This is a genomic window from Streptomyces sp. NPDC039736 (assembly GCF_055596485.1).
Map to the genome: position 1 here is coordinate 54968 of NZ_JBVIUQ010000016.1, position 24759 is coordinate 79726.

At 70.9% G+C, this 24759-nt stretch carries 20 protein-coding genes; 9 read left to right on the top strand and 11 right to left on the bottom strand.

What is annotated here, in order from left to right; all coding sequences use genetic code 11:
• Positions 1–10 precede the first annotated feature (10 nt).
• From ACZ56L_RS33545 to ACZ56L_RS33555, 3 genes are all read right to left on the bottom strand, one after another.
• Complete coding sequence (locus tag ACZ56L_RS33545) at positions 11–832, bottom strand: AfsR/SARP family transcriptional regulator (protein WP_345219954.1); 822 nt, start codon at positions 830–832, stop codon at positions 11–13.
• Positions 833–1235: 403 nt separating this feature from the next.
• Positions 1236–2072, bottom strand: a complete 837-nt coding sequence (locus tag ACZ56L_RS33550) for an AfsR/SARP family transcriptional regulator (RefSeq protein WP_471068595.1) — start codon at positions 2070–2072, stop codon at positions 1236–1238.
• A 355-nt stretch (positions 2073–2427) separates the two neighbouring features.
• Positions 2428–3048, bottom strand: coding sequence for a ScbR family autoregulator-binding transcription factor (locus tag ACZ56L_RS33555; RefSeq protein ID WP_471068598.1), 621 nt, complete (start codon positions 3046–3048; stop codon positions 2428–2430).
• Positions 3049–3678: 630 nt separating this feature from the next.
• On the opposite strand from ACZ56L_RS33555, the gene ACZ56L_RS33560 reads away from it, so the two are divergent.
• The gene (locus ACZ56L_RS33560) at positions 3679–4533 is read left to right on the top strand and encodes a ScbA/BarX family gamma-butyrolactone biosynthesis protein (RefSeq protein ID WP_471068601.1); all 855 of its coding nucleotides are present in this window, start codon (positions 3679–3681) and stop codon (positions 4531–4533) included.
• A gap of 96 nt (positions 4534–4629) precedes the next feature.
• The gene (locus ACZ56L_RS33565) at positions 4630–5325 is read left to right on the top strand and encodes a ScbR family autoregulator-binding transcription factor (protein ID WP_345219958.1); all 696 of its coding nucleotides are present in this window, start codon (positions 4630–4632) and stop codon (positions 5323–5325) included.
• Between the two features lie 31 nt (positions 5326–5356).
• Here ACZ56L_RS33565 and ACZ56L_RS33570 read toward each other — a convergent pair whose 3' ends face one another.
• Both ACZ56L_RS33570 and ACZ56L_RS33575 read right to left on the bottom strand, forming a co-directional pair.
• Complete coding sequence (locus ACZ56L_RS33570; protein WP_471068605.1) at positions 5357–6847, bottom strand: FAD-dependent monooxygenase; 1491 nt, start codon at positions 6845–6847, stop codon at positions 5357–5359.
• Between the two features lie 115 nt (positions 6848–6962).
• Positions 6963–7601 carry a PadR family transcriptional regulator gene (locus ACZ56L_RS33575; RefSeq protein ID WP_345219960.1) on the bottom strand — a complete coding sequence of 213 codons (639 nt, stop codon included), beginning with the start codon at positions 7599–7601 and terminating at the stop codon, positions 6963–6965.
• A gap of 171 nt (positions 7602–7772) precedes the next feature.
• On the opposite strand from ACZ56L_RS33575, the gene ACZ56L_RS33580 reads away from it, so the two are divergent.
• The 4 genes from ACZ56L_RS33580 (at position 7773) to ACZ56L_RS33595 (ending at position 13126) form a co-directional block, all read left to right on the top strand.
• Positions 7773–8711, top strand: a complete 939-nt coding sequence (locus ACZ56L_RS33580) for an ATP-binding cassette domain-containing protein (protein WP_345219961.1) — start codon at positions 7773–7775, stop codon at positions 8709–8711.
• A complete protein-coding gene (locus tag ACZ56L_RS33585) occupies positions 8708–9550 on the top strand; it encodes an ABC transporter permease (RefSeq protein ID WP_468692545.1) in 843 nt (280 codons plus the stop codon). Before ACZ56L_RS33580 ends, ACZ56L_RS33585 begins: the two co-directional genes overlap by 4 nt.
• A gap of 113 nt (positions 9551–9663) precedes the next feature.
• The gene (locus ACZ56L_RS33590) at positions 9664–12069 is read left to right on the top strand and encodes an ATP-binding cassette domain-containing protein (protein WP_471068611.1); all 2406 of its coding nucleotides are present in this window, start codon (positions 9664–9666) and stop codon (positions 12067–12069) included.
• 223 nt (positions 12070–12292) lie between these two features.
• A complete protein-coding gene (locus ACZ56L_RS33595) occupies positions 12293–13126 on the top strand; it encodes a N5-glutamine methyltransferase family protein (RefSeq protein WP_471068614.1) in 834 nt (277 codons plus the stop codon).
• A 120-nt stretch (positions 13127–13246) separates the two neighbouring features.
• Here ACZ56L_RS33595 and ACZ56L_RS33600 read toward each other — a convergent pair whose 3' ends face one another.
• Both ACZ56L_RS33600 and ACZ56L_RS33605 read right to left on the bottom strand, forming a co-directional pair.
• Complete coding sequence (locus tag ACZ56L_RS33600; protein WP_471068617.1) at positions 13247–14116, bottom strand: NAD(P)H-binding protein; 870 nt, start codon at positions 14114–14116, stop codon at positions 13247–13249.
• A gap of 170 nt (positions 14117–14286) precedes the next feature.
• A complete protein-coding gene (locus tag ACZ56L_RS33605; RefSeq protein ID WP_345219966.1) occupies positions 14287–14727 on the bottom strand; it encodes a helix-turn-helix domain-containing protein in 441 nt (146 codons plus the stop codon).
• A 394-nt stretch (positions 14728–15121) separates the two neighbouring features.
• Between ACZ56L_RS33605 and ACZ56L_RS33610 the strand changes: the two genes are divergently transcribed.
• Positions 15122–16621 (top strand): DNA primase family protein, encoded by a 1500-nt coding sequence (locus ACZ56L_RS33610; RefSeq protein ID WP_468692535.1) that lies wholly within the window; start codon positions 15122–15124, stop codon positions 16619–16621.
• Between the two features lie 407 nt (positions 16622–17028).
• On the opposite strand, the gene ACZ56L_RS33615 is transcribed toward ACZ56L_RS33610, so the two are convergent.
• Both ACZ56L_RS33615 and ACZ56L_RS33620 read right to left on the bottom strand, forming a co-directional pair.
• Complete coding sequence (locus ACZ56L_RS33615) at positions 17029–18132, bottom strand: helix-turn-helix domain-containing protein (protein WP_471068620.1); 1104 nt, start codon at positions 18130–18132, stop codon at positions 17029–17031.
• Positions 18133–18926: 794 nt separating this feature from the next.
• Complete coding sequence (locus ACZ56L_RS33620) at positions 18927–19709, bottom strand: aminotransferase class IV family protein (protein WP_471068623.1); 783 nt, start codon at positions 19707–19709, stop codon at positions 18927–18929.
• A gap of 159 nt (positions 19710–19868) precedes the next feature.
• Between ACZ56L_RS33620 and ACZ56L_RS33625 the strand changes: the two genes are divergently transcribed.
• A complete protein-coding gene (locus ACZ56L_RS33625) occupies positions 19869–20096 on the top strand; it encodes a hypothetical protein (RefSeq protein WP_471068626.1) in 228 nt (75 codons plus the stop codon).
• Positions 20093–20821, top strand: coding sequence for a 4'-phosphopantetheinyl transferase family protein (locus ACZ56L_RS33630; RefSeq protein ID WP_471068629.1), 729 nt, complete (start codon positions 20093–20095; stop codon positions 20819–20821). Before ACZ56L_RS33625 ends, ACZ56L_RS33630 begins: the two co-directional genes overlap by 4 nt.
• Here the strand turns inward: ACZ56L_RS33630 and ACZ56L_RS33635 are convergent.
• Together ACZ56L_RS33635 and ACZ56L_RS33640 are read right to left on the bottom strand one after the other, a co-directional pair.
• On the bottom strand, positions 20814–21434 hold the full coding sequence (locus tag ACZ56L_RS33635) for a LuxR C-terminal-related transcriptional regulator (protein WP_471068665.1): 621 nt from the start codon (positions 21432–21434) through the stop codon (positions 20814–20816). The two genes, ACZ56L_RS33630 and ACZ56L_RS33635, sit on opposite strands and share 8 nt — an antisense overlap.
• 431 nt (positions 21435–21865) lie before the next feature.
• Complete coding sequence (locus tag ACZ56L_RS33640) at positions 21866–24757, bottom strand: helix-turn-helix transcriptional regulator (RefSeq protein ID WP_471068632.1); 2892 nt, start codon at positions 24755–24757, stop codon at positions 21866–21868.
• Positions 24758–24759: the final 2 nt, after the last annotated feature.

Consider the following 24759-nt stretch of genomic DNA (forward strand, 5'->3'; position numbering starts at 1 on the left):
GCACCGGGCCTCAGGCCGCGTACAGGTCGAACGTGGAACCCCGCCGGGCGCCGCCGAGCACGTCCAGTGTCGGGTCCACCGCGAGCATCGCCTGGTGGAGCCGCTGGAGCTGCGGCGAGGGCTCGATGCCGAGGTCCTCGATGAGCCGGGTGCGCAGCCTGCGGTAGACGTCCAGTGCGGTGGCCTGGCGGCCGGACCGGTAGAGCGCCACCATCGCCTGCGAGTGCAGGCCCTCGTGCTGGGGGTGACGGGCGACCAGTTCGGTGAGTTCGGCGAGGAGTTCGGAGTGGCGGCCGAGCCGCAGGTCGACGTCGATGCGCCGCTCGACGGTCACCATCCGGCTCTCTTCGAGCCGCATGACGTCGATCTCCAGGATCGGGCCCACGCGTACGTCGACGAGGGCCGGGCCCTTCCAGAGCGCGAGCGCCTGCCGCAGCCGGGCCGCGGCCAGCGGGTCGTCGCCCGCCTCGATGGCGCTCTGCCCCTCGGCGACCAGCCGCTCGTACTCGTGGACGTCCACGCTGGACGCGGGGACCTGCAGCAGGTAGCCGCCGTGCCGGGTGGCGAGCACCTCCTTGGCCGCGCCCGGGTTGCCCGGCCCCATGGCCGTGCCGAGCCTGCGGCGCAGCTGGAGTATGTAGGTCTGCAGCGTGGTCAGCGCGCTCTGCGGCAGCTCGGTGCCCCACACCTCCTCCATCAGGGTCGGTACGGGCATCACCCGCCCCGGGTAGAGCGCGAGCAGCGCCAGAATCTGACGCGGCTTGCCGGCCGTCGGAACAATCGAACCCTCGTTGACCTCAGCGCTCAACGGACCCAGAACCTGAATCTGCACGGTTTCCTCAGCTCGTTGTCGAGTTCACATGGATAAAGCCTGCGACGGAGGCACAGTAGCGGGACCCGAGGGGGCCCCTCGAATTCCTTGAGCGCGTATCGAGTCCGTCTCCAACAAGGCACGTCCGCCGATTTCCTGAACTGCTGAGATCCATGATCCCAGCAGGTCGTCAGAGCCTGGAGCTGCACGCTCGGCACCTTTTACGCCCCGGAGTTTTCGGGCATGCCGAGGAATCACCCTCGGTGAAATTCCGCTCAAGGTGCGCTCCAGTGGAATTCCGGCCGCAGCTGATGCACCGCAGGGGTGAAGTCGAATTCCACGCCGAAGAAACGCGAAGGAGACGCGAAGAGAGGGCGAAGGGAAGGAAAGTTGAAGAGGGGAATACCGGCCGGGAAGGCGCGCTTCAGCCGACGCGGTCCCCGTGGAACTCCGCAGCGCCGAGCGGGGCGTCGGGACCGGCCATGAGGATCGACCGCTGCAGCCTGCGCAGGACGGCCGAGGGTTCCAGCCCGAGTTCGCGCACCAGGGTCTGGTGCAGCCGCTGGTAGACGTCGAGGGCCTCGCCCCGGCGTCCGGACCGGTGCAGCGCCAGCATGAACTGGCCGTGCAGGTTCTCGTGGGTGCGGTAGCGGCCGGCCAGCACGGTCAGTTCCGCCAGCAGTTCCCGGTGCCGCCCGATCCGCAGGTCGGCCTCGATGCGCTGATCGAGGGCGCACAGCCGGGTCTCCTCCAACCGCCGCGCCTCGGTCTCCAGTTGAACACCGCTGTCCACGTCGGCGAAGGCCGGTCCCGACCACCGGGACAACGCCTCGCGCAGCAGCCGGGCGGCACCGGGGAAGTCGCCCGCGTCCATCGCCTGGGACCCCCTGACGACCAGCCGGTCGAACTCCCGGACGTCACTGGTGCCGCCCCCGCTGTGGAGCAGGTAGCCGCCGGGCAGCGTGAGCAGCACGTCCTTGGCGGTGCGCCGGCCCGGCACGCCCTCCTGCCCCTTCTCCTGCCCCTGTTCCAGGGCCGCCGAGATCAGGGACCGCAACTGCAGTACGTACGTCTGGAGCGTGGTGCGGGCGCTGCGCGGCGGTGTGCCCGCCCACAGTTCCTCGATCAGGGCCGGGACCGGGACGACCTGATCGGCGTGGAGCGCGAGGAGCGCCAGCACTTGCCGCGCCTTGGGGGCGGTGGGGGTGATGGAGTGACCCTGCTCCCTGACCGCCAGAGTGCCCAGTAGTGCGATGTCCACGAGATTTCCCCTGTCCAAGGCCATGGATGAGCGACCTCAGTAAAAAACAGGGCCAACGGTTTGTCAACAAGAAACCGACCGCACCGTCCTGTTAGCGCTCACCTCCCCACAGCCCCTTCCTTACTGCCCTCACCTGCACCTTTACTAAACCTCGACACTTCCGGAAAAGCGCGGAATCAGGCCATGATCCATTGACCGCAGGCCGATACCCCGCACAAACAGACCCTCAGGTCTCCTTTGTGTGTCCCATGCACGCAAAAGTCCGGGCAGGCACGCGTTCGGGCAGGCAAGAGTCCGCGCACGCAGAAGGCCCGGTGCCGCGCGCGTGCGCGGCACCGGGCCCGGCCTCGAAGCCCTACCGGGGCCCGGTGCCGCCCGCGTCGAGCCGCGCCAGCAGGGGATCGGGCGCGACGGACGGCAGCAGCACCCGCCAGATGCGGCTCACCGTCCCCTCCGAGAGCCACTCCGCGTCCCGCGCACCGAGCACTTCGAGCCCCACGGTGGCCGCCGTCACGGTGGTCGCCACGTCCCGGGCCGCGACCCCCGGGCGCAGCTCCCCCGCGGCCTCGGCCTGGACGAGCTCCTGCTCCACCCAGTCCCGCCAGTGGTCCCGCAGATCGGTTCCGGCCGGGTGGGGCAGCTCGCAGCCCAGGGAGAATCCCGTACGGAGCACCACGTCGCGGCAGAGTGCGTCGGCGAGCCGGTGCGTGGTGTCGACCAGCATCTGCACATGGCTCGCTTCGACCGGGAAATCGGCGCGGATGACGGCCCGCAGCCTGCTCAGCGCCTCCGCCTCGACGACGTCGGCCAGGGCGGCCTTGCTCTCGAAGTGGAAGTGCAGTGCGCCGGCGCTCACCCCGGCACGCGCGCAGATCGCGGTGAGCGAGGCCCTGGAGAAGCCCTCGCGGCCGAAAACCTCCGCCGCGGACCGGATCAGGGTTTCTCGTGTACGCGCCGCCCGCTCCTGTTTGACCATCGACCGCTCCATCACTGCAAGGGGGGGGTACCGGGTCCGCCGAAGCGAGGGTGGAGAGGCGGAGAACCACGGCACTTGTCGAAAAGGGCCGGGGTCGAGGCGTACGAGCACACCCCACCACCGCGGCCGCCGCCACGGTGCGGCCCCCCTTGCGAGCCAACATAACAAACCGCACGTGCCGTTTCTACCGAACGGCCGCCCCCACGCACATCCGCGACCGAACCTCCTCACGGCCCGCCGCCGAAAACGCGGAAGAATGCGCCAGCCTCTCAAGGACCGCTCGAGAAACGCTGGAGGACGGAGGCCGCCGAGCTCTGCAAGCCCCGCACGCACCGCCTCGGGAACCTGCCCCCACCAGGGCGGACAAGCGAACCGGAAGGGACGCGTCCGGCGAAATCCACTGCTCTGGTACACATCCCGGTCGGTCGATATCTTTCGACCGGACGCCACTCGGACACATCGCGCACCATTCCAGGGGGAGCAGTGCCGGCGAGCACGTTTCAGGACGAACTCAGAGCGTTCGACGCACCGGCGGGAAGGTGCTGCGCGGATTCCGTACTCCGTCCGGACCGCCCCCGTCCCGCGACGCTGACCAGCACCGTCCCGCGCGAACTGGTGCACAGGTCCGCCGTGGCCGAAGTGCTGCTCACCGGCTGGCGGCGGGTGGACGACACCCGCTTCGTGATATCCGCCCAGTGGCCGCGGGGCCACAGCTTCTTCACCCCGGTCGCCGACGGCCGCTACGACCCGCTGATCGGCTGCGAGACCCTGCGCCAGATCGGCATCCTGCTGGGGCACGCGGAGTTCGGTGTGCCGTTCGGCCACCAGTTCCTCATCCAGGACCTCCACTTCGCCGTCCGGCCGCAGCACCTGGAGGTGGGGTACGAACCTGCCGCGCTCAGCATCTCCATCACCTGCACGCAGGTCGTCCGGCGGGGCGAGAACCTCGCCCGTATGCGCTTCGAGGCCGTCTTCCACCGCGACGGCCAGGTCGCCGCGACGGGCGGCGGGTCCTTCTCCTGCCTCGCGCCGAAGGTATACCGGCGGCTGCGCGGCGCGCACCTGCCGGCCGGCGGTCGCGGGCCGGCCGCCCCGGGTTCCCCGACGGCCCCTGCCCGGGTGGGGCGCCTCTCGCCCATGGACGTCGTCCTGTCCCCCACCGACGCGCGCGACCGCTGGCTGCTGCGGGCCGACACCCGCCATCCCGTCCTCTTCGAGCACGCCGTCGACCACGTGCCGGGGATGGTCCTGATCGAGGCGGCCCGGCAGGCCACGGCGGTGGCGCTGGACCGCCCCCACTACCTTCCGATGAACCTCGCCTGCGAGTTCGCGCGTTACACCGAGCTGGCGCAGCCCTGCACGATCGAGGCCCGGCCGCTGCCCGCCCCCGCCCCGGGAGGCGGCCGGAGCGTCCTGGTGACCGCGGTGCAGAGCGGCGTCCCGGTCTTCACCTGTACTGTCACGGCCGCCCCGGACGGGGACTGACGTCCTGAGGGGCGACCTCGGCGGCACCCCACCGTAAGATACGGACTGAGCGGTTTTTTTGGCCGCCCGAACCACCCCGAGGAATCAGGAGGCGCCGTGGCCGAGCAGGTCCGAGCCATTCGTACCCGTCGCACGATCCTGACCGCGGCGGCCAGAGTCTTCGAGGTGCACGGGTACCAGGCGGCCACGATCGCCCAGATCCTCAAGGAGGCGGGCACGACCAAGGGCGCCCTGTACTTCCACTTCGTCTCCAAGGAGGACCTGGCCCAGGCCGTCCTGGCCGAGCAGGACCACAGCATCCAGGTTCCGCACCGCGTCTCCAAGGTGCAGGAGATCGTGGACATCGTGATGCTGCACGCCCATCGCCTGCAGACGGACCCGATCGTCCGCGCGGCGGTCCGGCTGACGATGGATCAGCAGTCGGAGGGCCTGGACCGCAGCGGCCCGTTCCTGCGCTGGGTCGGGGTCGGCGTCCCGCTGCTGGAGGAGGCCCAGGCCAGGGGCGAACTGCTGCCCCACGCGGTGCCCTCCGAGACGGCCGCCGTCATCGTGGGCTCCTTCGCCGGCATCCAGTCCATGTCCCAGGCCATCTGCGAGTACCGCGACCTGGTCACCAGGGTCTCCGCCATGCTGCGGCACGTGCTGCCCAGCGCGGTGGCCCCCTCCATCCTCGCCTCGCTCGACCTCGCCGAGAGCCGGGGGGCCCGGGTCTACGAGGAGGCCGTGCATGCCTCCCTGGAGCAGCAGGCGCACGCCGCCCGGACGCAGGAAGCGCTCGACACCGTCGGCTGAGGGCCGGGGCCCGGCCCTTCCCGGCGCTCCGTCAGGGGCGGCCCGTCCCGGCGTCCTCGGCGACGTACGCCGACAGTGCCGTGCCCAGGTCGCCGCCGTCCGACGTCCATGCCAGGTAGCCGTCGGGCCGTACCAGCGCCGCCTCGTACGCAACGTCGGGTACGGGTGCGGCGCGGACCACTTTCAGCGTCCGGCCCCAGGCGCGCGCCCGGTCGAGGTGGCGGGCGCCGCCGTTGCCGAGGAGCAGCAGCAGCGGTCTGCCGTCCTGGAGCAGTTCGACGACGTCGGTGTCTCCCGTCTCCGTGGTGAGGGCCAGGTTGGCCAGGAACGTGCCGGCCGCCGGGCCGCCGTCCCCGGCGGGGGCGGGCAGCACCGTGTCCTGGGCGCTGATGAGGTCGCCGAGACGGCGTCCGCTCTCCTGGCCGGTGAGCAGCAGCGAGCGGAACACCCCGCGCAGGGCGTCGAGTTCGGGCCCCGGGCGCATCAGCGCGAGCTGGGCCCGGGTGTTGTCGATGACCCGCTGGGCCGACGGGCGGCGTTCCGCGTCGTAGGTGTCGAGCAGTCCGGCGCCCGCCCTGCCCCGCACCGCGAGCGCCAGCTTCCAGCCCAGGTTGAGCGCGTCCAGCACTCCGGTGCTCAGACCTTGTCCGCCGATCGGGAAGTGCACGTGCGCCGCGTCGCCCGCCAGGAAGACGCGTCCCGCACGGAAGGTGCGGGCGAGTCGGGTGACATCGCTGAACCTGTCCAGCCAGCGCGGCTGTGTCATGGCGATGTCCCGCCCGGCGATCCGGGAGACCTCCCGGCGCAGTTCCTCCAGGGTGGGCGGTGTGTGCCGGCCTGGGTGCGCGCCCCGGCAGTCGAGTGTCCGTACATGCGTGTGGCCCCCGGCGTCGCGCTTGGCGACGATCCAGCCGCGTGCGGTGTGCTGCCAGCCGTCGGGCAGCGCTCCGGGGTCGGTGAGGGCGACGGCGCCCATCAGGGCGGACACCGTGGCCGGTCCGGTGTCGGAGGTGATGGCCGCCTGTTCCCGCACCGCGCTGCGGGCTCCGTCGGCCCCCACCACGTACTGCGCCTCGACGCGCACCCCGCGGCCGTGCGGGCCCTCGGCCTCGATCCGTACGCCGCCGTCCCGTTCGGCGACCTCGGTGACCCGGTGCCCCCGCAGGATGCGGGCGCCCGCCGTCCGGGCCCGCTCCTCGAAGCTCCTTTCGAGCTGTGCCTGGGGGTACTTGAGGAGGGGCTGGGGTTCCCGGTCGGGGGCGGTGATCACCAGTCCCGGCAGGCCCGCGAAGTGGAAGGGCAGGCCCCTCGCGCCGCGGGCGGGGCCTGTCGCGGGGCCAGGCAGGTGGCCCCGCCTGGCCAGGCACTGCACCGCCCGCGCGTGCAGGGTGTTCGCCTTGGGCCGCTCGCTGACGTCGTCCCGTGCTTCCAGGAGTACGGTGCCGACCCCGTGGCTCGCCAACTCGGCTGCCAGCAGCATGCCGACGGGTCCTCCGCCGACCACCGCCACCTGCGTACGCAACCGACCGTTCTCCTGCACAGCGGCGCCCCCCTCGGCCCTCGGCACGGTGCGGAATATACCGGTCGTCCGGTTTCTTTGCCATCCCGAGAGGTGCCGAAGCGTCTCCGCCGCCCCGCTAGTGCACCCCCTTCGGCTGCCGCTCCGGCGCGAACGGGTTCGGCTCGTCGTCGGCGAGTACGCCCACGAAGGGGTCGCCCTCCCCGGCGAAGGTGTAGGCGCCGCCCTCGATCCTTTCGATCAGCCCGCGGGTCCAGCGCACACCGGCGTCGGCGGAGTGGACCCACAGGTTCATGATCTCGCCGATGTGACCGAGCTGCTCGGGCCCGGCCTCCGGCGTGTAGTACCCGGTGACGGCGGACCGCCACTGCTCCAGCCCGGAGACCCGCTCCTTCAGCAGGGCGATGGCCTCGCCGCGGGGCAGGTCGACGATGAAGCCGAGGCCGGCGGAGAGGTCGTCGGACTTCTGCTCGTGCGAGCTCAGGGCGTCGCGCAGCAGTCTGAAGTACTCCGCGGTGCCCTGCTCGTTGAGCTCGTACTCCACGCGGGGCGGGCCGCCTGCGGTGCTCGGCGCGATCTCGTGGGCGATGAGCAGCCCCTGCTTCGTCATCTGCTTGAGGGCGTGGTAGATCGAGCCCGGCTTGGCGCTCGACCACTCGTGGGCCCCCCAGTACTCAAGATCATTGCGCACCTGATAGCCGTGCGCCCGTCCGTGCTGGCGGACCGCGCCGAGAACCAGCAGCCGGATCGGTGACATGGGCGTCCTCCTTCTCCTCGTACACAGTTGTGCCCGGATGAGTTCTATCCAAGTTTGACTAGTCCCAAATCTACGGTACCTTCATCGCGACTAATCAAGTTTGACCAAACGGCGGTGAGGCCCTATGGTGGCATCACTAGTCAAGTTTATCCACTGACTGAGGAGGGCGCTTTGTCTGACCGCGATCTGGCGATCGTCGTCGAAGGCCTGCGCAAGAAGTACAAGGACAAGCAGGCTCTCGACGGCCTCGACCTCACGGTGCGGGCCGGGACCGTCCAGGGGATCCTCGGCCCCAACGGCGCCGGCAAGACCACGGCCGTCCGCATCATGTCCACCCTGCTGCGCGCCGACGAGGGACGCGTCGAGGTGGCGGGCATCGACGTGCGCACCCGCGCCGACGACGTGCGCTCGCAGATCGGGCTGCTCGGCCAGAACGCCGCCGTCGACGAGGAACTCAGCGGCCGCCAGAACCTGGAGATGTTCGGCCGCCTCTACCACCTCGGCGCCCGGCGCGCCGGAGCGCGGGCGGCCGAGCTGCTGGAGCAGTTCGGCCTCACCGAGACCGGCACCAAGGCCGTCAAGCAGTACAGCGGCGGCATGCGGCGGCGACTGGACCTGGCCGCGTCGCTGATCTCCCGGCCGCAGGTGCTCTTCCTGGACGAGCCCACCACCGGGCTCGACCCCCGCGGCCGGACGGAGGTGTGGAACGCGGTGCGCTCCCTGGTGGGCGGCGGTACGACCGTACTGCTGACCACGCAGTACCTGGAGGAGGCCGACCAGCTGGCCGACCAGATCGCGGTGATCAACCGCGGGCAGGTCATCGCCGAGGGCACCGCCGACGAACTGAAGACCAAGACCGGCGGCGACCGCATCGACGTCATCCTGCACGACGTGGCGCAGCTGGAGCGCGCCGCCGCCCTGCTGCCCGGCGCCGTGGACAAGGACGAGGACCGGCGGATGGTCAGTGCCTCGATCAGCAACCGGATGGCGGCCCTGACCGAGACGGTACGGGCGCTGCAGGAGGCCGGCATCGAGGCGGAGGACATCGCCGTGCGCCGGCCGACCCTCGACGAGGTCTTCATGCACCTGACGAAGGAGGAGGCGGCATGACCGCGACCCACCACGCACCCGCCGCGGCCCCGGTGAGCACGACGCACGGGAGTGGTTCCAAGCTGAGCTGGGCGCTCGCCGACTCCTGGACGATGACCCGGCGCGAGCTGGCGCACTGGGCGCGCCAGCCCGTGCAGGTGGTCGTCGGGCTGGTCTTCCCGGTGATGATGCTGCTGATGTTCGGCTTCCTGATCGGCGGCGGCAAGGGCGTCGAGGGGGACTTCACGTCCTACCTGGTGCCCGGCATGCTCACCATGACCATGGCCTTCGGCCTTGAGGCGACCATGCTCTCGGTCACCCAGGACCTCGGCAAGGGCGTCATCGACCGGTTCCGTTCGATGCCGATGAACTCGGGCTCGATCCTGGTCGGCCGGAGCATCGCCGACATGTTGCAGTCGGTCGTCGGTCTGGCGGTGATGATCGGCGTCGGCGCCGCGATCGGCTGGCGCTGGAACAACGGCTTCGCCTCCTTCATGGGGGCCGTGGGCCTGCTGCTCCTGCTGCGGTTCGCGATGCTGTGGATCGGCCTCCACCTGGCGATGGTCGCGGGCAAGCCGGAGATGGTGCAGGCCGTGCAGATCCTGGTCTGGCCGATGGCCTTCCTCTCCAACGCCATCGCCACGCCCGCCTCGATGCCCGCCTGGCTCGGTGCGGTCGTCGAGTGGAACCCGATGTCGGCGACGGCCACCGCGGTGCGCGAACTGTTCGGCAACCAGAGCGCGGCCGGCGGCTCCTGGGCCGCGACCCACGCGGAGCTCCTGGCGGTGGCCTGGCCGCTGCTCCTGGTCGCGATCTTCTTCCCGCTGGCGGTCAAGAGGTTCCGGGACCTCAGCCGCTGACCCATGACCGGCCCCCCGGCCCTGCCCCCCGTCGGGGCCGGGGGGTCGCTTCCCGCGGTGCCACCGTCGTACCGCCCCTTCGGCCGCACCACAGCCTTGGAGAAAACAGGAACATGCCCCACACCTCCGCCACGTCCTCGCCCGTGCCGCACGCCGCCGACAGCCACGACCTGATCCGCGTCCACGGTGCGCGCCAGCACAACCTCAAGGACGTCAGCATCGCCCTGCCCAAGCGCAGGCTGACGGTGTTCACCGGGGTCTCCGGCTCGGGCAAGAGCTCGCTGGCGTTCGCCACGATCGCCGCCGAGTCCCAGCGGCTGATCAACGAGACCTACCCCTCGTTCGTACAGAACCTGATGCCCAGTCAGGCGCGGCCCGAGGTCGACGTCCTGGAGGGGCTGACGGCGGCGATCATCGTCGACCAGCAGCGGATGGGCTCCGACCCGCGCTCCACGGTGGGCACCGCGACCGACGCCAACGCCATGCTCCGCATCCTCTTCAGCCGTCTCGGCGACCCACACATCGGACCGCCGAGCGCGTACTCCTTCAACACCGCGTCGATCAGCGGAAGCGCCTCGATCACGGTGGCGGGCGGCGGCAACAAGACGGAAACGGCCGACTTCAGCCGCACCGGCGGCATGTGCACGCAGTGCGAGGGCCGGGGCACGGTCTCCGACATCGACCTCACGCAGCTGTACGACGACTCCAAGGCGATCGCCGAGGGCGCGTTCACCATCCCCGGCTGGAAGTCCGACAGCTGGTGGACGGTGCGCACGTACGCCGAATCCGGCATCCTCGACCCGCACAAGCCGATCCGCGAGTTCACCGAGCAGGAGATGCAGGACTTCCTGTACCGGGAGGCGACCAAGGTGAAGGCGGGTGACTCCACCGTCACCTACGAGGGACTGATCCCCAAGATCCAGAAGTCGTTCCTGTCCAAGGACCGGGCGTCGATGCAGCCCCACGTAAGGGAGTTCGTGGACCGCGCGGTCACCTTCACCACCTGCCCCTCCTGCGAGGGGACCCGGCTGAGCGAGGGGGCCCGCTCCTCGAAGATCGGGCAGATCTCGATCGCGGACGCCTGCGCGATGGAGATCCGCGACCTGGCGAAGTGGGTGCGCGACCTGGACGAGCCCTCGGTGGCCCCGCTCCTCGACGCCCTGCGCCAGACCCTCGACTCGTTCGTGGAGATCGGGCTGGGCTATCTCTCGCTGGACCGGCCCTCGGGCACTCTCTCGGGCGGCGAGGCGCAGCGCGTCAAGATGATCCGCCACCTCGGCTCCTCGCTCACCGATGTGACGTACATCTTCGACGAGCCCACCGTCGGGCTGCACCCGCACGACATCCAGCGGATGAACGACCTGCTGCTGCGGCTGCGCGACAAGGGCAACACCGTCCTGGTCGTCGAGCACAAGCCGGAGACGATCGCCATCGCCGACCACGTCGTCGACCTCGGCCCCGGGCCGGGCTCGGCGGGCGGCACCATCTGCTTCGAAGGCTCGCTCGACGGGCTGCGCGCCTCCGACACCGTCACCGGGCGCCACCTCGACGACCGGGCCGCCCTGAAGGACACCGTCCGCACGCCCACCGGGGCGCTGGAGATCCGCGGTGCCACCGCGCACAACCTCCAGGACGTGGACGTCGACATTCCGCTCGGCATCCTCACCGTCGTCACGGGTGTCGCCGGTGCCGGCAAGAGCTCCCTGGTCCACTCCTCCATCCCCGCGGGCAAGGGCGTCATCTCGATCGACCAGAGCCCCATCCGTGGCTCCCGGCGCAGCAACCCGGCCACGTACACCGGTCTGCTCGAACCGATCCGCAAGGCCTTCGCCAAGGCCAACGGCGTCAAGCCCGCCCTGTTCAGCGCGAATTCCGCGGGCGCCTGCCCCACCTGCAACGGTGTCGGTGTCATCACCACCGACCTGGGCATCATGGCCGGTGTCTCCACTCCCTGCGAGGACTGCGACGGCAAGCGGTTCCAGGCCTCGGTCCTCGAACACCGTCTCGGCGGCCGCAACATCAGCGAGGTCCTCGCGATGTCGGTGACGGAGGCGGGGGAGTTCTTCGCCGCGGGCGAGGCCCGGCTTCCGGCAGCGCACAAGATCCTGGAACGCCTCGTGGAGGTCGGGCTCGGCTACCTCAGCCTCGGCCAGCCGCTCAACACGCTGTCCGGCGGCGAGCGGCAGCGGCTGAAGCTGGCCACGCACATGGGCGAGACCGGTGGCGTGTACGTCCTGGACGAGCCGACCACCGGGCTGCACCTGGCGGACGTCGCCCAGCTCCTGGGCCTGCTGGACCGGCTCGTGGAGTCCGGGAAGTCGGTCGTCGTCATCGAGCACCACCAGGCGGTGATGGCCCACGCCGACTGGATCATCGATCTGGGCCCCGGCGCGGGCCACGACGGCGGCCGCGTCGTCTTCGAGGGCACCCCCGCCGACCTCGTCGCCGCGCGCTCCACCCTCACCGGCGAGCACCTGGCCGAGTACCTCGCGGGGGCCGCGCAGGACGACCGGGCGTAGGGCGGCTCCGTGCCGCGGTCCTCGCGGGGGCCGCGGCACACCGTGCCGGTGCACATCCGACAAGCGAAGGACAGGTCTGCTCGCGGGGGCCGGCACGCACCGGCCCCCGCCACCCAGAGGGGATTGCCGTGACCGTACAGACATCCGGAACGTCCGAGGGACGGGAGCGGACCGGCCGGAACACCGTCCGCGCGTCTCGCGCCCGTGCTCGCGCGGTGCGGTCGTGACGACGGTGCTGCAGGAGTACGAGGCCTGTGAACGGGCCCGCACCCGCCTGACCGAGGCGGGCGTGTGGGACGTCGAGGGCGACCTGACCGCACTGCGAGCACGTTTCCTGACCGAGGAGTCGCCCCTGGCGCTGGCCCGCTTCGAGACCGCGGTGGCCGAGCGCTGCCGTCGTATCCCGCTCGGGCACCTCATCGGTGCGGTGCCCTTCGACGGCCTTGAACTCGTCGTCGGGAGCGGGGTGTTCGTGCCCCGGCACGAGAGCACCAGCGTGGTGGAGTGGGCGGCGTCCGAGGCGACGCTGCCGCGCGGCGGGAGAGTGCTGGACCTGTGCTCCGGCGTCGGGGCGCTGGGTCTGGCCCTGTCCAGGCGCCGCCCCGACGCGTCGGTGACGTGCGTGGAGCGCGACGACACCTGCTTGCAGTACCTGGCCCGCAACGCGGCACGCAACGAGTCGGTGCTGGGCCCGCTCTTCGTGCAGGCAGTCGATCTCACCGAGCCCGGCTGCCTGGACGCCCATCTGGGCGTCACCGACGTGGTCATGGCGAACCCGCCCTACGTCTCCCCGCTGTGGCGGCTGCTGCCCGAATGGTCCGAGCACCAGCCGCGGAGCGCCGTCTACAGCGGGGCCGACGGCCTCCTGCTGATCCGGCGCATCGTCGAGCTGTCGGCGGCGGTGCTGCGCCGGGGCGGGTGGCTGGCGATCGAGCACGACAAGGCACAGCCGGAGCAGGTGGGCGCGCTGCTGCGGGGCGACTTCTTCGAGGAGGTCACCACGCTTGCCGACACCGCGGGCGAACCGAGGATCACGGTGGCGCGGCGGGCCGGGTGAGTGGGGTGGGCCGTACGGGGTGAGGTCCGGGGACCGTACGGCGGTGACGGCTGAGCGTCGCGGACCGTACGGCGGTGACGGGTGCGCGCTGCGGATCGGATCGTACGGCAGCGCCCGCCGTCAGCCGGACCGGAAGGCCCCCAGGTGGTCGGCGGCCCAGGTGCGGAAGTCCCCGGCCGGCCGGCCGAGGAGTGCGGGGGCCGTGCCGTCCACCTCGCTCTTGCTCCCCGCGCGCCCGCGTTCCGCGCTCTCCACCAGCGCCCCGGCGATCTCCGCGGAGTACCGTGCGGTCAGCGCGGTACGCGCCTGCTCGACGTCCAGTTCCTCGAACCGGAGGGCACGGCCCAGCAGTTGGGCCAGTTGCCGCGTCCGGTCGACCGCACTGAGCGCCTCCGGTCCGGTCAACTGATAGGCCCTGCCCTCGTGTTCGGCCTTTTCGTGCTCGGCCCCGGCGAGCACCCGCACCGCCACCTCGGCGACGTCGCGCGGATCGACGCAGGCGTTGAGCGAGGTCCCGTACAGGGCCCGGACGGTGTTGTCCGTACGGATCGAGCGCGCCCAGGACAGGGTGTTGGACATGAAGGCGCGCGGGCGCAGCAGGGTCCAGGCCAGGCCGCTGTCGACCAGCAGTTGCTCGTTCCGGCGCTGCCACCGGGTGATCAGGTCGTCGGCCCCTTCGTCGGCAACCACGGCCGCCGACAGCTTCACCACGTGCCGCACCCCGGCCGCCGCCGCCTCCCGCAGGAAGACCGCGTCGCCCGCTGCGGAGGGCACGGACAGCAGCAGGACCCGGCGCACTCCGCGCAGGGCCCCCGCCAGCGAGCGGGCGTCGGTGAAGTCGCCGCGGACGATCTCCGCCGACGCCGGGGCACCCGAGACCCGTGCGGGCTCCCTGGCCATGACACGCACCGGCAGTCCGGGGGCCAACTCGGGGAGCCTGCGGAGCACTTCCCTCCCGACGGTTCCGGTCGCTCCGGTCACCAGCAGCACGAGGTCGCCCTTCCGCCCAAGACTTTCCGCCCACAGACCTTCCGTGGCGACGCGACCGAAGTGATCCCGAGCGGTCCGAGTTGATCGGATCAGCGGAACCGGATCAAGGTCCAGACGATATCCGGACAACGGGAGGCACACAAGGAAGCCACCCGTGCGGTCCTCCCGCGCTAGCCCTTGTGCGTCAGGGGCGTCGGAGGCAGGCCTTCCAAGTCCCGTACGAGATCGATCACTTCGTTGATCGACTTGATGCTCTTCTGCGACAGTCCCGCGGTGCCCAGGGCGACATGCTGAACCTGGGCGTCCCGGAGCACGCCCAGCATGCCGGGGTCCACGTCCACGGTCTTGGTCACGGCGTCGTCGAAGAAGTACGCCGGGGACACGCCGAAGAAACGGGCCAGGCCTTCGAGGTGACGCAGCGTCGGATTGGCCCGCTGGCCCTTGCGCAGCAGCCAGATGTAGCTGCTGGAGATCTTGACGCCGTTCGCGGAGATCGCACGGGCGACTTCCTCGGTGCTGTACGGAGCGTTTCCTGCTGGGACGACGACACTGAACAGATGGTTCAGTTTGTCGGCCAGCGATGAGCCCACCTCATCGCTTGCAGTGGTCACGGGGTCTCCCCTCTCGCACACATCACTTTATTCATCGTGCGGTGCGCGCGTCGAGTTCTGGAACAACGGGCACGGGTTGACTGCCCTGCCGCGCATTGCCTAGCGTGACGCTTCATCAACTGATGTGGACGTTGCGCCTCCAAGGTTTGCCATGCCAGTCGGAATCGACTGGCTGACGCGGCTGGCGAGGCCTTCGCGTTCTGACTGGGCTGGGGGGCAGGCCGGTGGGTGCACCTTGAAAGCTCCCGCTTCGGACCCGTCGTCACCGGCAAGCGCGCACACGGGCGCGGAGCCGACGTGCTTCGACGCCCAGGCTGCCGCGCAGCAGACGTGCTTCGAGACCCAAGTCGCCGCGCCGCAGACGCGCTTCGACGCCGAGGCTGCCGCGCAGCAGATGCACAGGCACCTGAGCAGTCCCGCGTCTCTCCCGCCGGTGGTCCGCTTCCCGTCGGCCCCTCTCGACGCGCAGTCCGCTCCGGCGGCCGCGACTGGCGGGTTCATGCCGGACGCGCTGACCGACCGGGGCAACGCGAAGCTCTTCGCCCGGCTGAACGCGCACCGGTTCCGCTACGTCCTGGGCATGGGCTGGCACATCTGGGACCAGTACCGGTGGAAGCGGGTCGGCGGTACGGAGGCCGCGGTGTGGGCCGCCGGCGACATGGCCGAGGGCATCCCCGAGCACGACCCCTACAACCGGTTCGACGACCGTTCCATCGCGGCACACCGCCGGTATTCCGCCTCCACCTCCGGGATGAAGGCGATGCTCTACCAGGCGCAGGCGGCTCCGGCCCTCCGGCTGGACCCCGGCCTCCTCGACGGCGACCCCTACGCCCTGTGCACCCCGGCCGGCACCGTCGACCTGCGCTCCGGTGAACTGCGTGCGCCGGACCCGCTCACGGACATGCACTCCCGTGCCACGTCGGTGGCTCCGCAGAAAACGCCGACCCCCCGCTGGCACCGCTTCCTCCATGACACCTTCGGGGACGACGAGCGGGGCCTGGAGACGATCCGCTTCCTGCACCTGCTGCTCGGCTACTCGATCACCGGGGACGTCGGGGCGCAGGTCCTGCCGTTCCTGTACGGGCTGGGCGCCAACGGAAAATCGGTTCTGCTGGAGGTGCTCACGAGCCTGCTCGGGGACTACGCGAACGCGGCGCCCCCCGGCTTCCTGATGGAGAAGGGGAGGTTCTCCGAGCACTCCACGGAACTCACCGAACTGCACGGCAGACGCATCGTCGTCTGCTCCGAACTCAAGCCGAACGACAAGTTCAACGAGGCCCGGGTCAAGCTCCTCACCGGCGGCGACACCATAACCGCCCGCCGGATGCGGCAGGACTTCTTCACCTTCACCCCCACCCACAAACTCTGGCTGCTGGGCAACCACCGCCCCGAGGTCGGCACCGGCGGGTACGCCTTCTGGCGGCGCATGCGGATCATCCCGTTCGAGCGGCAGGTCCCCAACAACCGCAAGATCGACAATCTGGCCGCCGAGCTGGTCCACGACGAAGGCCCCGGCATCCTGTACTGGCTCATCGAGGGAGCCATGCAGTACCTCGCCACCCGGGACCCGCTGACGGGGCCCGCCACGGTCCGGGTGGCCACCGCCGCCTACCAGGCCACCGAGGACCACATCGGCCGCTTCCTCCAGGAGTGCTGCCGACGGGGCAACGGCCAGGAGCTGCGTGTCGAGCAGAAGCTGCTGTACGAGACCTACGGGCGCTGGTGTTCCGAGGAAGGCATCCGCCCCTCGACGAGCAGGGCCTTCGCGAGCCGTATCCGGCAGGAGATCGGCCTGGCCTCCCCGTCCGGAATGATCAAGAACAACGTCACGAAGCTCTACCCAGGGCTGGGCCTGCTCGGCGCGTACGCCCGCACCCGGGACCAGGCCCCGTAACCATCCGTCCCGGCCCCGTCCCGGACATCCTGGCTGCTTGCCCGACGCCGGCCCCGTCCTGCTGAGGTTGACGTGACCGTTGGGTTTCACGGGGCCAACGGGACCGACGGGACTCAACCTGCCGTTATGAGCCACTGAGCACTGCACGCTCCTTGTGGCTTCCTCATGTGCGCGCGCGTAAGGACACAGGGGCTGTGCGGCTGATAAGTGCAACCTTGAGTCCCGTCAGTCCCGTTCAGGCCGCCGCGTATGTGCTGACCTGGGCTTTTGGTGACGGGACCAGCCCGGCGGGACCGACCCGGCGGGACCAGGGCCGCCGCGACCGGGCCGCCCGCCTCCGGCGCGCCACACTTCCGGCAAATCCGTGGGCGAGTCCCGTCGGTCCCGTTCAGCCCCGTGAGGCCCCGTCAGCTCCGTTCAGTCCCGTGGGCCGGCTGATCCGGGAGGGGCTCCGCCGTGACGGCGCGCCGCAGTTGCTCCATCCTGGTCGGCATCGGTTCCCACCCGCGCTCTCCGGCCATCACCCAGTTCAGGGCGGTCATTCCGCGGGCGAAGGCCTGGGTCAGGCCTTGCGGGCGCAGGGTGATGCCCGGCGGTCCGGCTTTGGTGGGTACCAGGGTCACCCACAATCCGGTCTGGCCCCCCTGCAACGGCCCCGAGTCGATCAGTTGCCGTCGAACGTCGAGCCAGCGTCGTACGGCTGCCTGCGCCCCCTTCCCGAGGGCGTACCACTCGACTTCGGGCAGGGGATCCACCGTGTTCCGTGCCGCCACGATGCGTTGGCGGGTGGCTTCGGAAACCTGGTGGCGCTGCCCCCACAGCACCGCGCGTACGGACGCGGGACCGACCTCGGCGAGTTCGGCGATCTTCTCCGCCTGGTTCGGCGGGCCCTTCTGCTGCCTGCGACGCAGTCCCACGGCCCGCTCGTCGGAAGCCAGATCCGTCAGTCGCAGGGCGGCCAACTCGCCGGACCTGGGGGCGGCCGCAAGCACGATCGCGACCATGGCCAGCAGCCGCGTACGGTCTTCGAAGGTCAGCGCAATGCCGTCCCGCTCCAGTGGCCCCCTCGCGGCCAGGTCCGCCAGCCGCGGGTAGAGCGTGCCGAGTGCTTCCGGGCGCACCGAGGGCTTGAGGTCGCTCTGGGGTATCGACGGCAGCCACACATCCGTACGGTCGGGTGCCGCCAACTGGGAGAGGATCTTCAGGCAGTCCCGGACGATCCGCTGTGTCGCGAGCGGCAGTTCGGCGGGCCGCCCGTGCTCCGGTGCGAGCTTGCGAAGGCTTCCGGCCTGAGCGAGCCCCCAGAACGCGCGGAGCGCCGGAGTGGTGAAGAGCTGTGCCGCCGTACGGTGCGCGTGTTCGGGGAACTGTCCGTGGCCCAATGCCCGGTCCCACATCCCCACGACCATCCACAGCTGACGGGCACGTCCCTGGGAGACCTTCACCGGAACACCGACCGGCCCGATCACGGGTTCCCTGGCTTCCCAGAGCTCGGCACTGCGTGGTGCCACGCGCATGAGAGCTTCGGCCAATTGGGACACGGACCGTACCCGGTACGGATGTTGCTGCATGAGCACCTCCTGACCCACCCCATTCTCCTTACCCCTCTCCTCCACTCCCCCACTCCCCAGTGACGTTTCACCTGGACGGTGGGCCCGGGGGGAACGCGGAGCGTTCCCGGTGAACAACGGAGTTGTTCATGGGCCGGCGGAGCCGGCCAGGGCTGGCCGCGCGGAGCGCGGGAAGGCTTTCCGCCGCGTAGCGGCGGCGCGTCGTGTCGGCGGAGCCGACCGCGCGCAAGAAGGAGGGAGCTGTCCGACACGACCGGGCTGTCCCCCGGCGGAGCAAGGTCATGTTATTTAAAGAGGAAATCGCGCACGCTCCTGCCCGGGCCGCGGAAGGTCACGTCTCGACCGCCCCCGGCCCTGCCCTGCGGCGATCCTCAGCTCGTGGGCGAAGACGTCGGTCGCACACGACGTTCGGCCGTGCCGGCAGGCAGCGCCCAAGCGGTGCCGAACGGGTGGAGGAGCTGCGCGTCCAGCTCCCCCGCGCCGAGGGCTCGGCCCCGCCCCCGCCGTCCTCGCAGCCGAGTTCCTCGGCACCGCGTCACCGCTCACCAGGTGACCGCCCCGAAAGCCGACGCGGATGCGGCCTCGCTCTCCCGGGGGGCGGGGCATCGGGAGGGCTGATCCCCGAGGGAGCATCACCCGGCAAGGCCCACGCAGAAGCCGCGCACCAGCCCGTCCCACCCCGCCGCGCGACTTCCGCGTGGGCGTCCACGGCTGAATCAACGCATGGACAGGTACTACAGCGTCTCGCCGGGAATGGCCAGATAACTCTCACGGAGCAACCTCAACACCTCTTCCTGACCGGGCAGTTCGACGTCGTCCACTGCGGCAACAGGGCGCACGCCGATGCTCGTGTTCGTCGCGAACGCCGCCACCGCGGCTTTGGCAGCCGTCAGGGAGACATCGGCGACCCGATGATCGTGGTGTCTTTGGAGCAGGGCCATGGTCACTCCGGGCAGCACCGGGGCCTGCGGCCAGATCACGGTCCCGGAGTCATCGACGAAACCCACGTTCCAGGTGCTGCCCTCACTGACGAACCCGTCGCGGCCGACGAACAACGCGTCGTCGAATCCGGCGGTCTGCGCCATGCCGCGGGCGTGCAGGGAGCCGAACAGACCCACGTGCTTGACCTCGGGGAGATCGCGTTCGTACGGCACGCTCATCACCCGCAGCGGCGTCGTGGGGAACTCCCCCGCACCCCGTACGGATACCAGGATGCGCGGGTGGTCCGCGTCCGCCGGGCGCCCCAGGTCGACGCCGGGGTCGTAGACCGTCACGCGCACGGTGCACGGTCCGCTCCGTCCGTCCAGGCACTGACGGGCGTAGTCCCGCACGCGTTCGCGGTCCAGCTCGGCGCCCCACACGATGCGGCAGTCCTTCACGAGGCGTTCCAGGTGGCGGGAGAGACCGCGGACCCGGCCGCCGGCGTCCACGCGCATGGTCGTGAAGTGGCCCATGTTGACCAGGGCCAGGGGGAGCAGATCGTCGGCGGACACGGGTCTTCCGTTCAGCGTCATCATGCCGCTCAGCATGTCAGGGGGGTGAAATGCCGTGCACAGGGGTTCTGTTGGGGTCCTTCGCTTCCGCGCGCCGCCCGTCGGCCCGCGGAAAGTCCCTACGGGTTTCACTAGCCCGGCGTCCGTAGCCTCGAAGCCTGGTGACGGGTGAGGGGTGAGGTCATGGTGTCGAACGGGTCGACGGGCGTGCACGGGCTGCTGGCCTGGGTCGGCGACCTGCATTCGCTGAACTCCGTGCTGGCGTGGGAATCCGTCCCGGACGCCCCGGCCCGTAGCCCGGCGAGGGTCGGACCGACGGCCGACACCCCGCAGTGGGCCGCCGTCCTGACTGGCTGCTGGCCGCGGATGGACCGTGCGGTGTCCGTTCCTACCAAGACAGGTTCCGCATGATCGAGCGCGTTCTCCCCGGGTCGGCAGTCGGCGTCGAAACGTTCGGCGACCTGACCGATGCCCTGCTGCATCCGTTGGAGGCCTTGGTCGTACGGCAGGCGACCGGTGCCCGGCGGAGGGAGTTCGCCACCGGGCGGTGGTGCGCGCGGCAGGCGCTGATCGGGCTGCACGTCCCCGAGGGGCCGTTGCTGCCCGGTCGGCACCACGCTCCCTGCTGGCCGTCGGGTGTGGTGGGGAGCATCACGCACTGCGCCGGGTACCGGGCGGCTGCCGTGGCGCGCAGCTCGGAGGTGCGCATGCTCGGTGTCGACGCCGAACCCCACGCGCCCCTGCCCGAGGGGGTGCTGGAGAGCATCGCGCTCCCGGAGGAGCAGGCGATGGTGGGCGAACTGGGTGTCGTCGCACCGGACGTGCACTGGGACCGGCTGCTTTTCAGCCTCAAGGAGACCGTGTACAAGGCATGGTATCCGGCGACCTCCCGCCGCCTGGAGTTCGAGGACGCGCGCATCTCGATCGACGCTCCCGCCTCGACGTATTCCGCACGCGTTCTCGTGCCTTCGCCGCTGCGGCAGTCCGGGCGTCCGCTCGACCGGCTGGACGGCCGCTGGCTGGTCAGCGACGGCCTCCTGGTGGCAGCGCTCGCGGTGCCCGCGGAGGACGCGGCCAGGGCGGCCGGGCCTTGCGGCACCGACTGCTCCCGGCACGCCCCGGCAGCGACTACTTGACGAAGTCCTCGACCACCCTGGGGGGCCACACGCCCACCTTCAGCACGCCCATGGAGTACGCCCGCGAGACCAGCGCCGCCCGGTTGGGCACCCGCAGCTTGCGGAACAGGCAGGTGACGTGGTACTCGACGCCCTGGCGGCTGAGGTAGAGGCGAGCGGCGAGCGGCACGGTCGAGACGCCGGCCGCGATTCCTTCGAGTATCCGGGCGTCGACCTCGCTGAGCATCTTCTTCCGGCTCGGCATGACATCGATGTCTACGGGCTCGTCGGAGGTCATCATCACCCAGATCGCCGACACGTCCGGGGTACTGCTGCGCACCGCGCAGGCCGAGAGGGAGGCCGTGAAGGCCCGGCCGTCGCGTCCGACCGCGAGCATCTCGCCGGTGAAGCGGTCGCGTCTGCCCTCGGTGAGCCCGGAGAACTTGCGCAGCAGCGGTTGGTGCGCGCTGGGATGCACCAGATCGGCGAACGGGCGGCCGCAGGGCTGCGCCGAGTCCCCGCCGAACCGTGCGAAGAACTCCTGATTCGCCTGCTGCACCGTCAGGTTTCGGTCGAGGCAGACCATGGAAACACCCGGTTGGTCGAACAGCGGCCCCTCCCCGGGCGGAATCATCGGGGCGGCCAGGCCCTGCGCCGTGGTCTGCGGCGCGTGTGTCGGCGCGAGTACGGAAGTCGCCATGGAAATCTCTGTCCTTTCATGGCGTGAGATGGTGCGAAACGACTGGGTGAAATCCCCCTGAGTCCATGCGGTCCCGATATCGAGGGGACCTGCCAGAACTGAACTCTGTTGAGAACGTTAATTAGTTGACTTCACACCGGTCAACGCTCCGGGGCCGTCGGCGGTCAACACTGTGGTCCTCGCGCCGGAGGGTGCGGTACGGCTTCCGCGCTTCGGTGGTTCGGTACGGTACGGTCCCGTCGCACCGCAGGTCAGCAGAGCGCAAGGCATATGGCAGGGCCTCCGGGTGCCGAACCGGGCGGGCCACCGAAGCGGGTGCGCCGGGCACCGCACCATGGGACGGGGACCGCAGTGCACCGCACCGCTCAGGTGCGCGCGGAAATCTTCCCCGCACCCGCCATGAGGGCGAGCAGTTGTACGCGTCCTGAAATCCCCAGTTTTCGATAGGAGTTCGTCAGATGTTTCTCCACCACTCGGCAACCGACGCCGAGTTCGGCGGCGATGGCTTGATTGGTCAGACCGCTGCCCGCCAGAGCGACCACCCTCGATTCGGTGGGGGTGAGGGTCGGTTCGGGCTGCGGGCCGGCCGGACCGGGCCGGTCCTGCTCGGCCTTCCAGGGCACCCCGCAGGCCATGGCGAGCGTTGCTGACTCGCACTGCAACTCGCGCGCCTCGGCACCCACCCGCACCGCACGGGCCAAGGCCCGCAGCGCCCTCGCCAGTTCCAGCTCGTGGGCCGACCCCCGCAGCACATGCACCGCGTCGCGCAGCAGAGCCGTACCCTCGCTGCCGCCACGCAGGCCGCCGCGCAGTTGCTGGGCGCGGCCGATCGCGACGGGCGCGCCCAGGATGCAGGCCTGCGCGTACTCCTCCTCGGCGAGCGCACGGGCGGATTCCAGGTCGCCGCGGCGCTGCATGAGCCGGATCGCGCGGGGCCGCCACGGGAACAGCACCGGGTTTCGCCAGCCGACCGCCTCCAGTCGGCGTCCGCAGGCGAGAACGGTGTCCAGCGCCACGGCGAACTCGCCGCGTGCGGAGTGCGACTGAGCCTCCGTCAGGCGCAGCAATGTGGTGCAGACCAGGTCGTCCGCCGTGCGCCGGCCGCCGGCTCCGGCCCGTACCCGCTCGCCGAGGGCGATGTCCCCGGACTCCAGGGCCACGGCAGCGAGCACGGCGACGGCGCTCGCGGCACTGTCCCCGTGCCGATCACTCATGGCGTACTCGAAGGCCGACTCGGCATGCTCGCGCGCGTGCGTCAGCCGCCCCCTGGCCAGAAGGACCGTGGCGAGTCCGACGTGGCTCACGGGGTCCGTCGCTTCACCGGCCGTGCGCCGGTGACGCTCGCGGGCGGCCAGCCAGTCGGCCAGGACGTCGATCCGGTCGGCACCGGTGAACACCGCCGTCAGCAGCGGCAGTACGGCCGGGGCTCCGGGGCCGGTGGCGGGCACCCGCTCCAGGACGCGCGCGGCCTGCCGGGCGGCCTCGTGCGCGGGCAGCCGGCCGCTGAGTGTGGCCGCGTGCAGGAGGACGGCGAGGAGCTCGCGTTCGGCGCCCGTACCGACGGCCGGTTCCTCGGGCCGCTCGCCCAGCCGGCGCACCGCAGCGGCGAGTTCGGCGGGGTCCTGCCGGGCGCTGTGCCGCAGCCGGGCCTCCAGCCGCAGGGCCGTTCCGCGTGCCGGGTCGGCAAGCCGGTCCGTGGGGCCGAGGCCCGCGGCGGCCTGCCGGAGGATCTCGACGCCTGTGGGACTGACCGCAGAGAGGAAGTCCGGTGCGATCCGCAGTGCGGCAGCGGCCCGGTCGTGCGGTGTTTCCAGCAGGGCCACCGCCTGGCCGATGTGGCGTTCGCAGGCGGCGCTGTCATAGGCGTTCTCCGCCGTCGCCAAATCGATCAGCAGGAGCGCGCGTTCCTCGCCCTGCTCGGGGCTGTCGAGCAGGGTGCGCCGCAGGAAGCGGGCGGCCTCCTGCGGCGCACCCCGGCGCAGGGCCGAGTCCGCCGCGGTGCGCAGGACGGTGCCGGACCAGCCGTCGCCGAGGGTGTTGGCCGCCAGGAGCTGGACGGCGACCTCCTCGGCCGGGTGTCCCACCTCGTGCAGCAGCAGGGCCGCACGCGCGTGCCAACTGCCGTACTCTGTCATGGACATGATAGCCTTGGCCGCATCCCTGACCACCGGGTGGACGAAGTCGGGGACGCCCTCGGCCGCGAGCAGTCCGAGCCGGTGCAGGACGCCCAGGGCGCAGGACTCGCCGACCTCGTCGAGGCCGGCCAGCCGGCCGGCGAGCCCGGGGGCGGCCGTCCCGCCGAGTACCGCCATCGCAGCGGCGAGATCGCGGACCGGCGTGGCCTGCGCACGCAGACAGTCCGCGAGCCGTTCGCGCAGCGGCGCGGGTCTGAGCGCCGCGACCGCCCCGGCCTGCGTCGCGCGGGGCCGCGCCCCGGCGGCGTCCAGAGCAGGCAGCAGCGCGCGCAGGAACACCGGATTCCCGCCGGACGCCCGGTGGCAGGCCCCGAGGAACTCCTCCTCACCGCTCTCGCCGAACTGTTCGCGCACCAGCTGTCCGGTGGCCGCGGACGACAGTGGGGCCAGCCGCGTCACCTGCGTGGCGGCATCGGTCACCGCGCACACCAGCGGGTGCCGGGCGCGCGGGTCACCGTCGCGCAGGGTGCAGACGAGGACCGCCCGCACGTCGTGCAGGCGGCCCGCGAGGTAGGACAGGAGCTCCAGCGACCGGGCGTCGGCCCACTGGAGGTCGTCGACGAGGATCAGAAGGGGCCGTGCCCGGCCGAGCCGGGTCAGCAGCGTGCGCAGGTCCGGCAGGATGGAGTCGAGCGGCGCCGACGGATCGTCCATGCCTGCGGGCAGCAGGTCTTCGGGGCGGGGGCCCTCGTCGGGCGGGAAGGCGGGTGCTTCCCCGGCCGGGGCGTCGTACCCGGCCAGGGCGCCGGACGGCACCGGCGCACCTGGCTCACCCGCATCGCCGGATGCGTGAGAGGCGTCCAGATCGTCCGAAGCGTCCAGGGTCAGGCTGTCGAAGAGCTGGTGCACCACGCCGAAGGCGAAGTCCTGTTCCATGACCGCCGCGTTGGCGCGCATGACGCGCACGTGCTGGACGTCGAGCCGTCTGGGCAGCTCTCGCAGCCAGCTGGATCTGCCGATGCCGAGGGGTCCGGCGAACAGAAGGAGCGAGGACCTCCCGTCTGCCGCGGCGTGCAGGGCTTCCTGCACCGAAGCCGTCTCGGACGTCCGTTCGAGGAGCATGG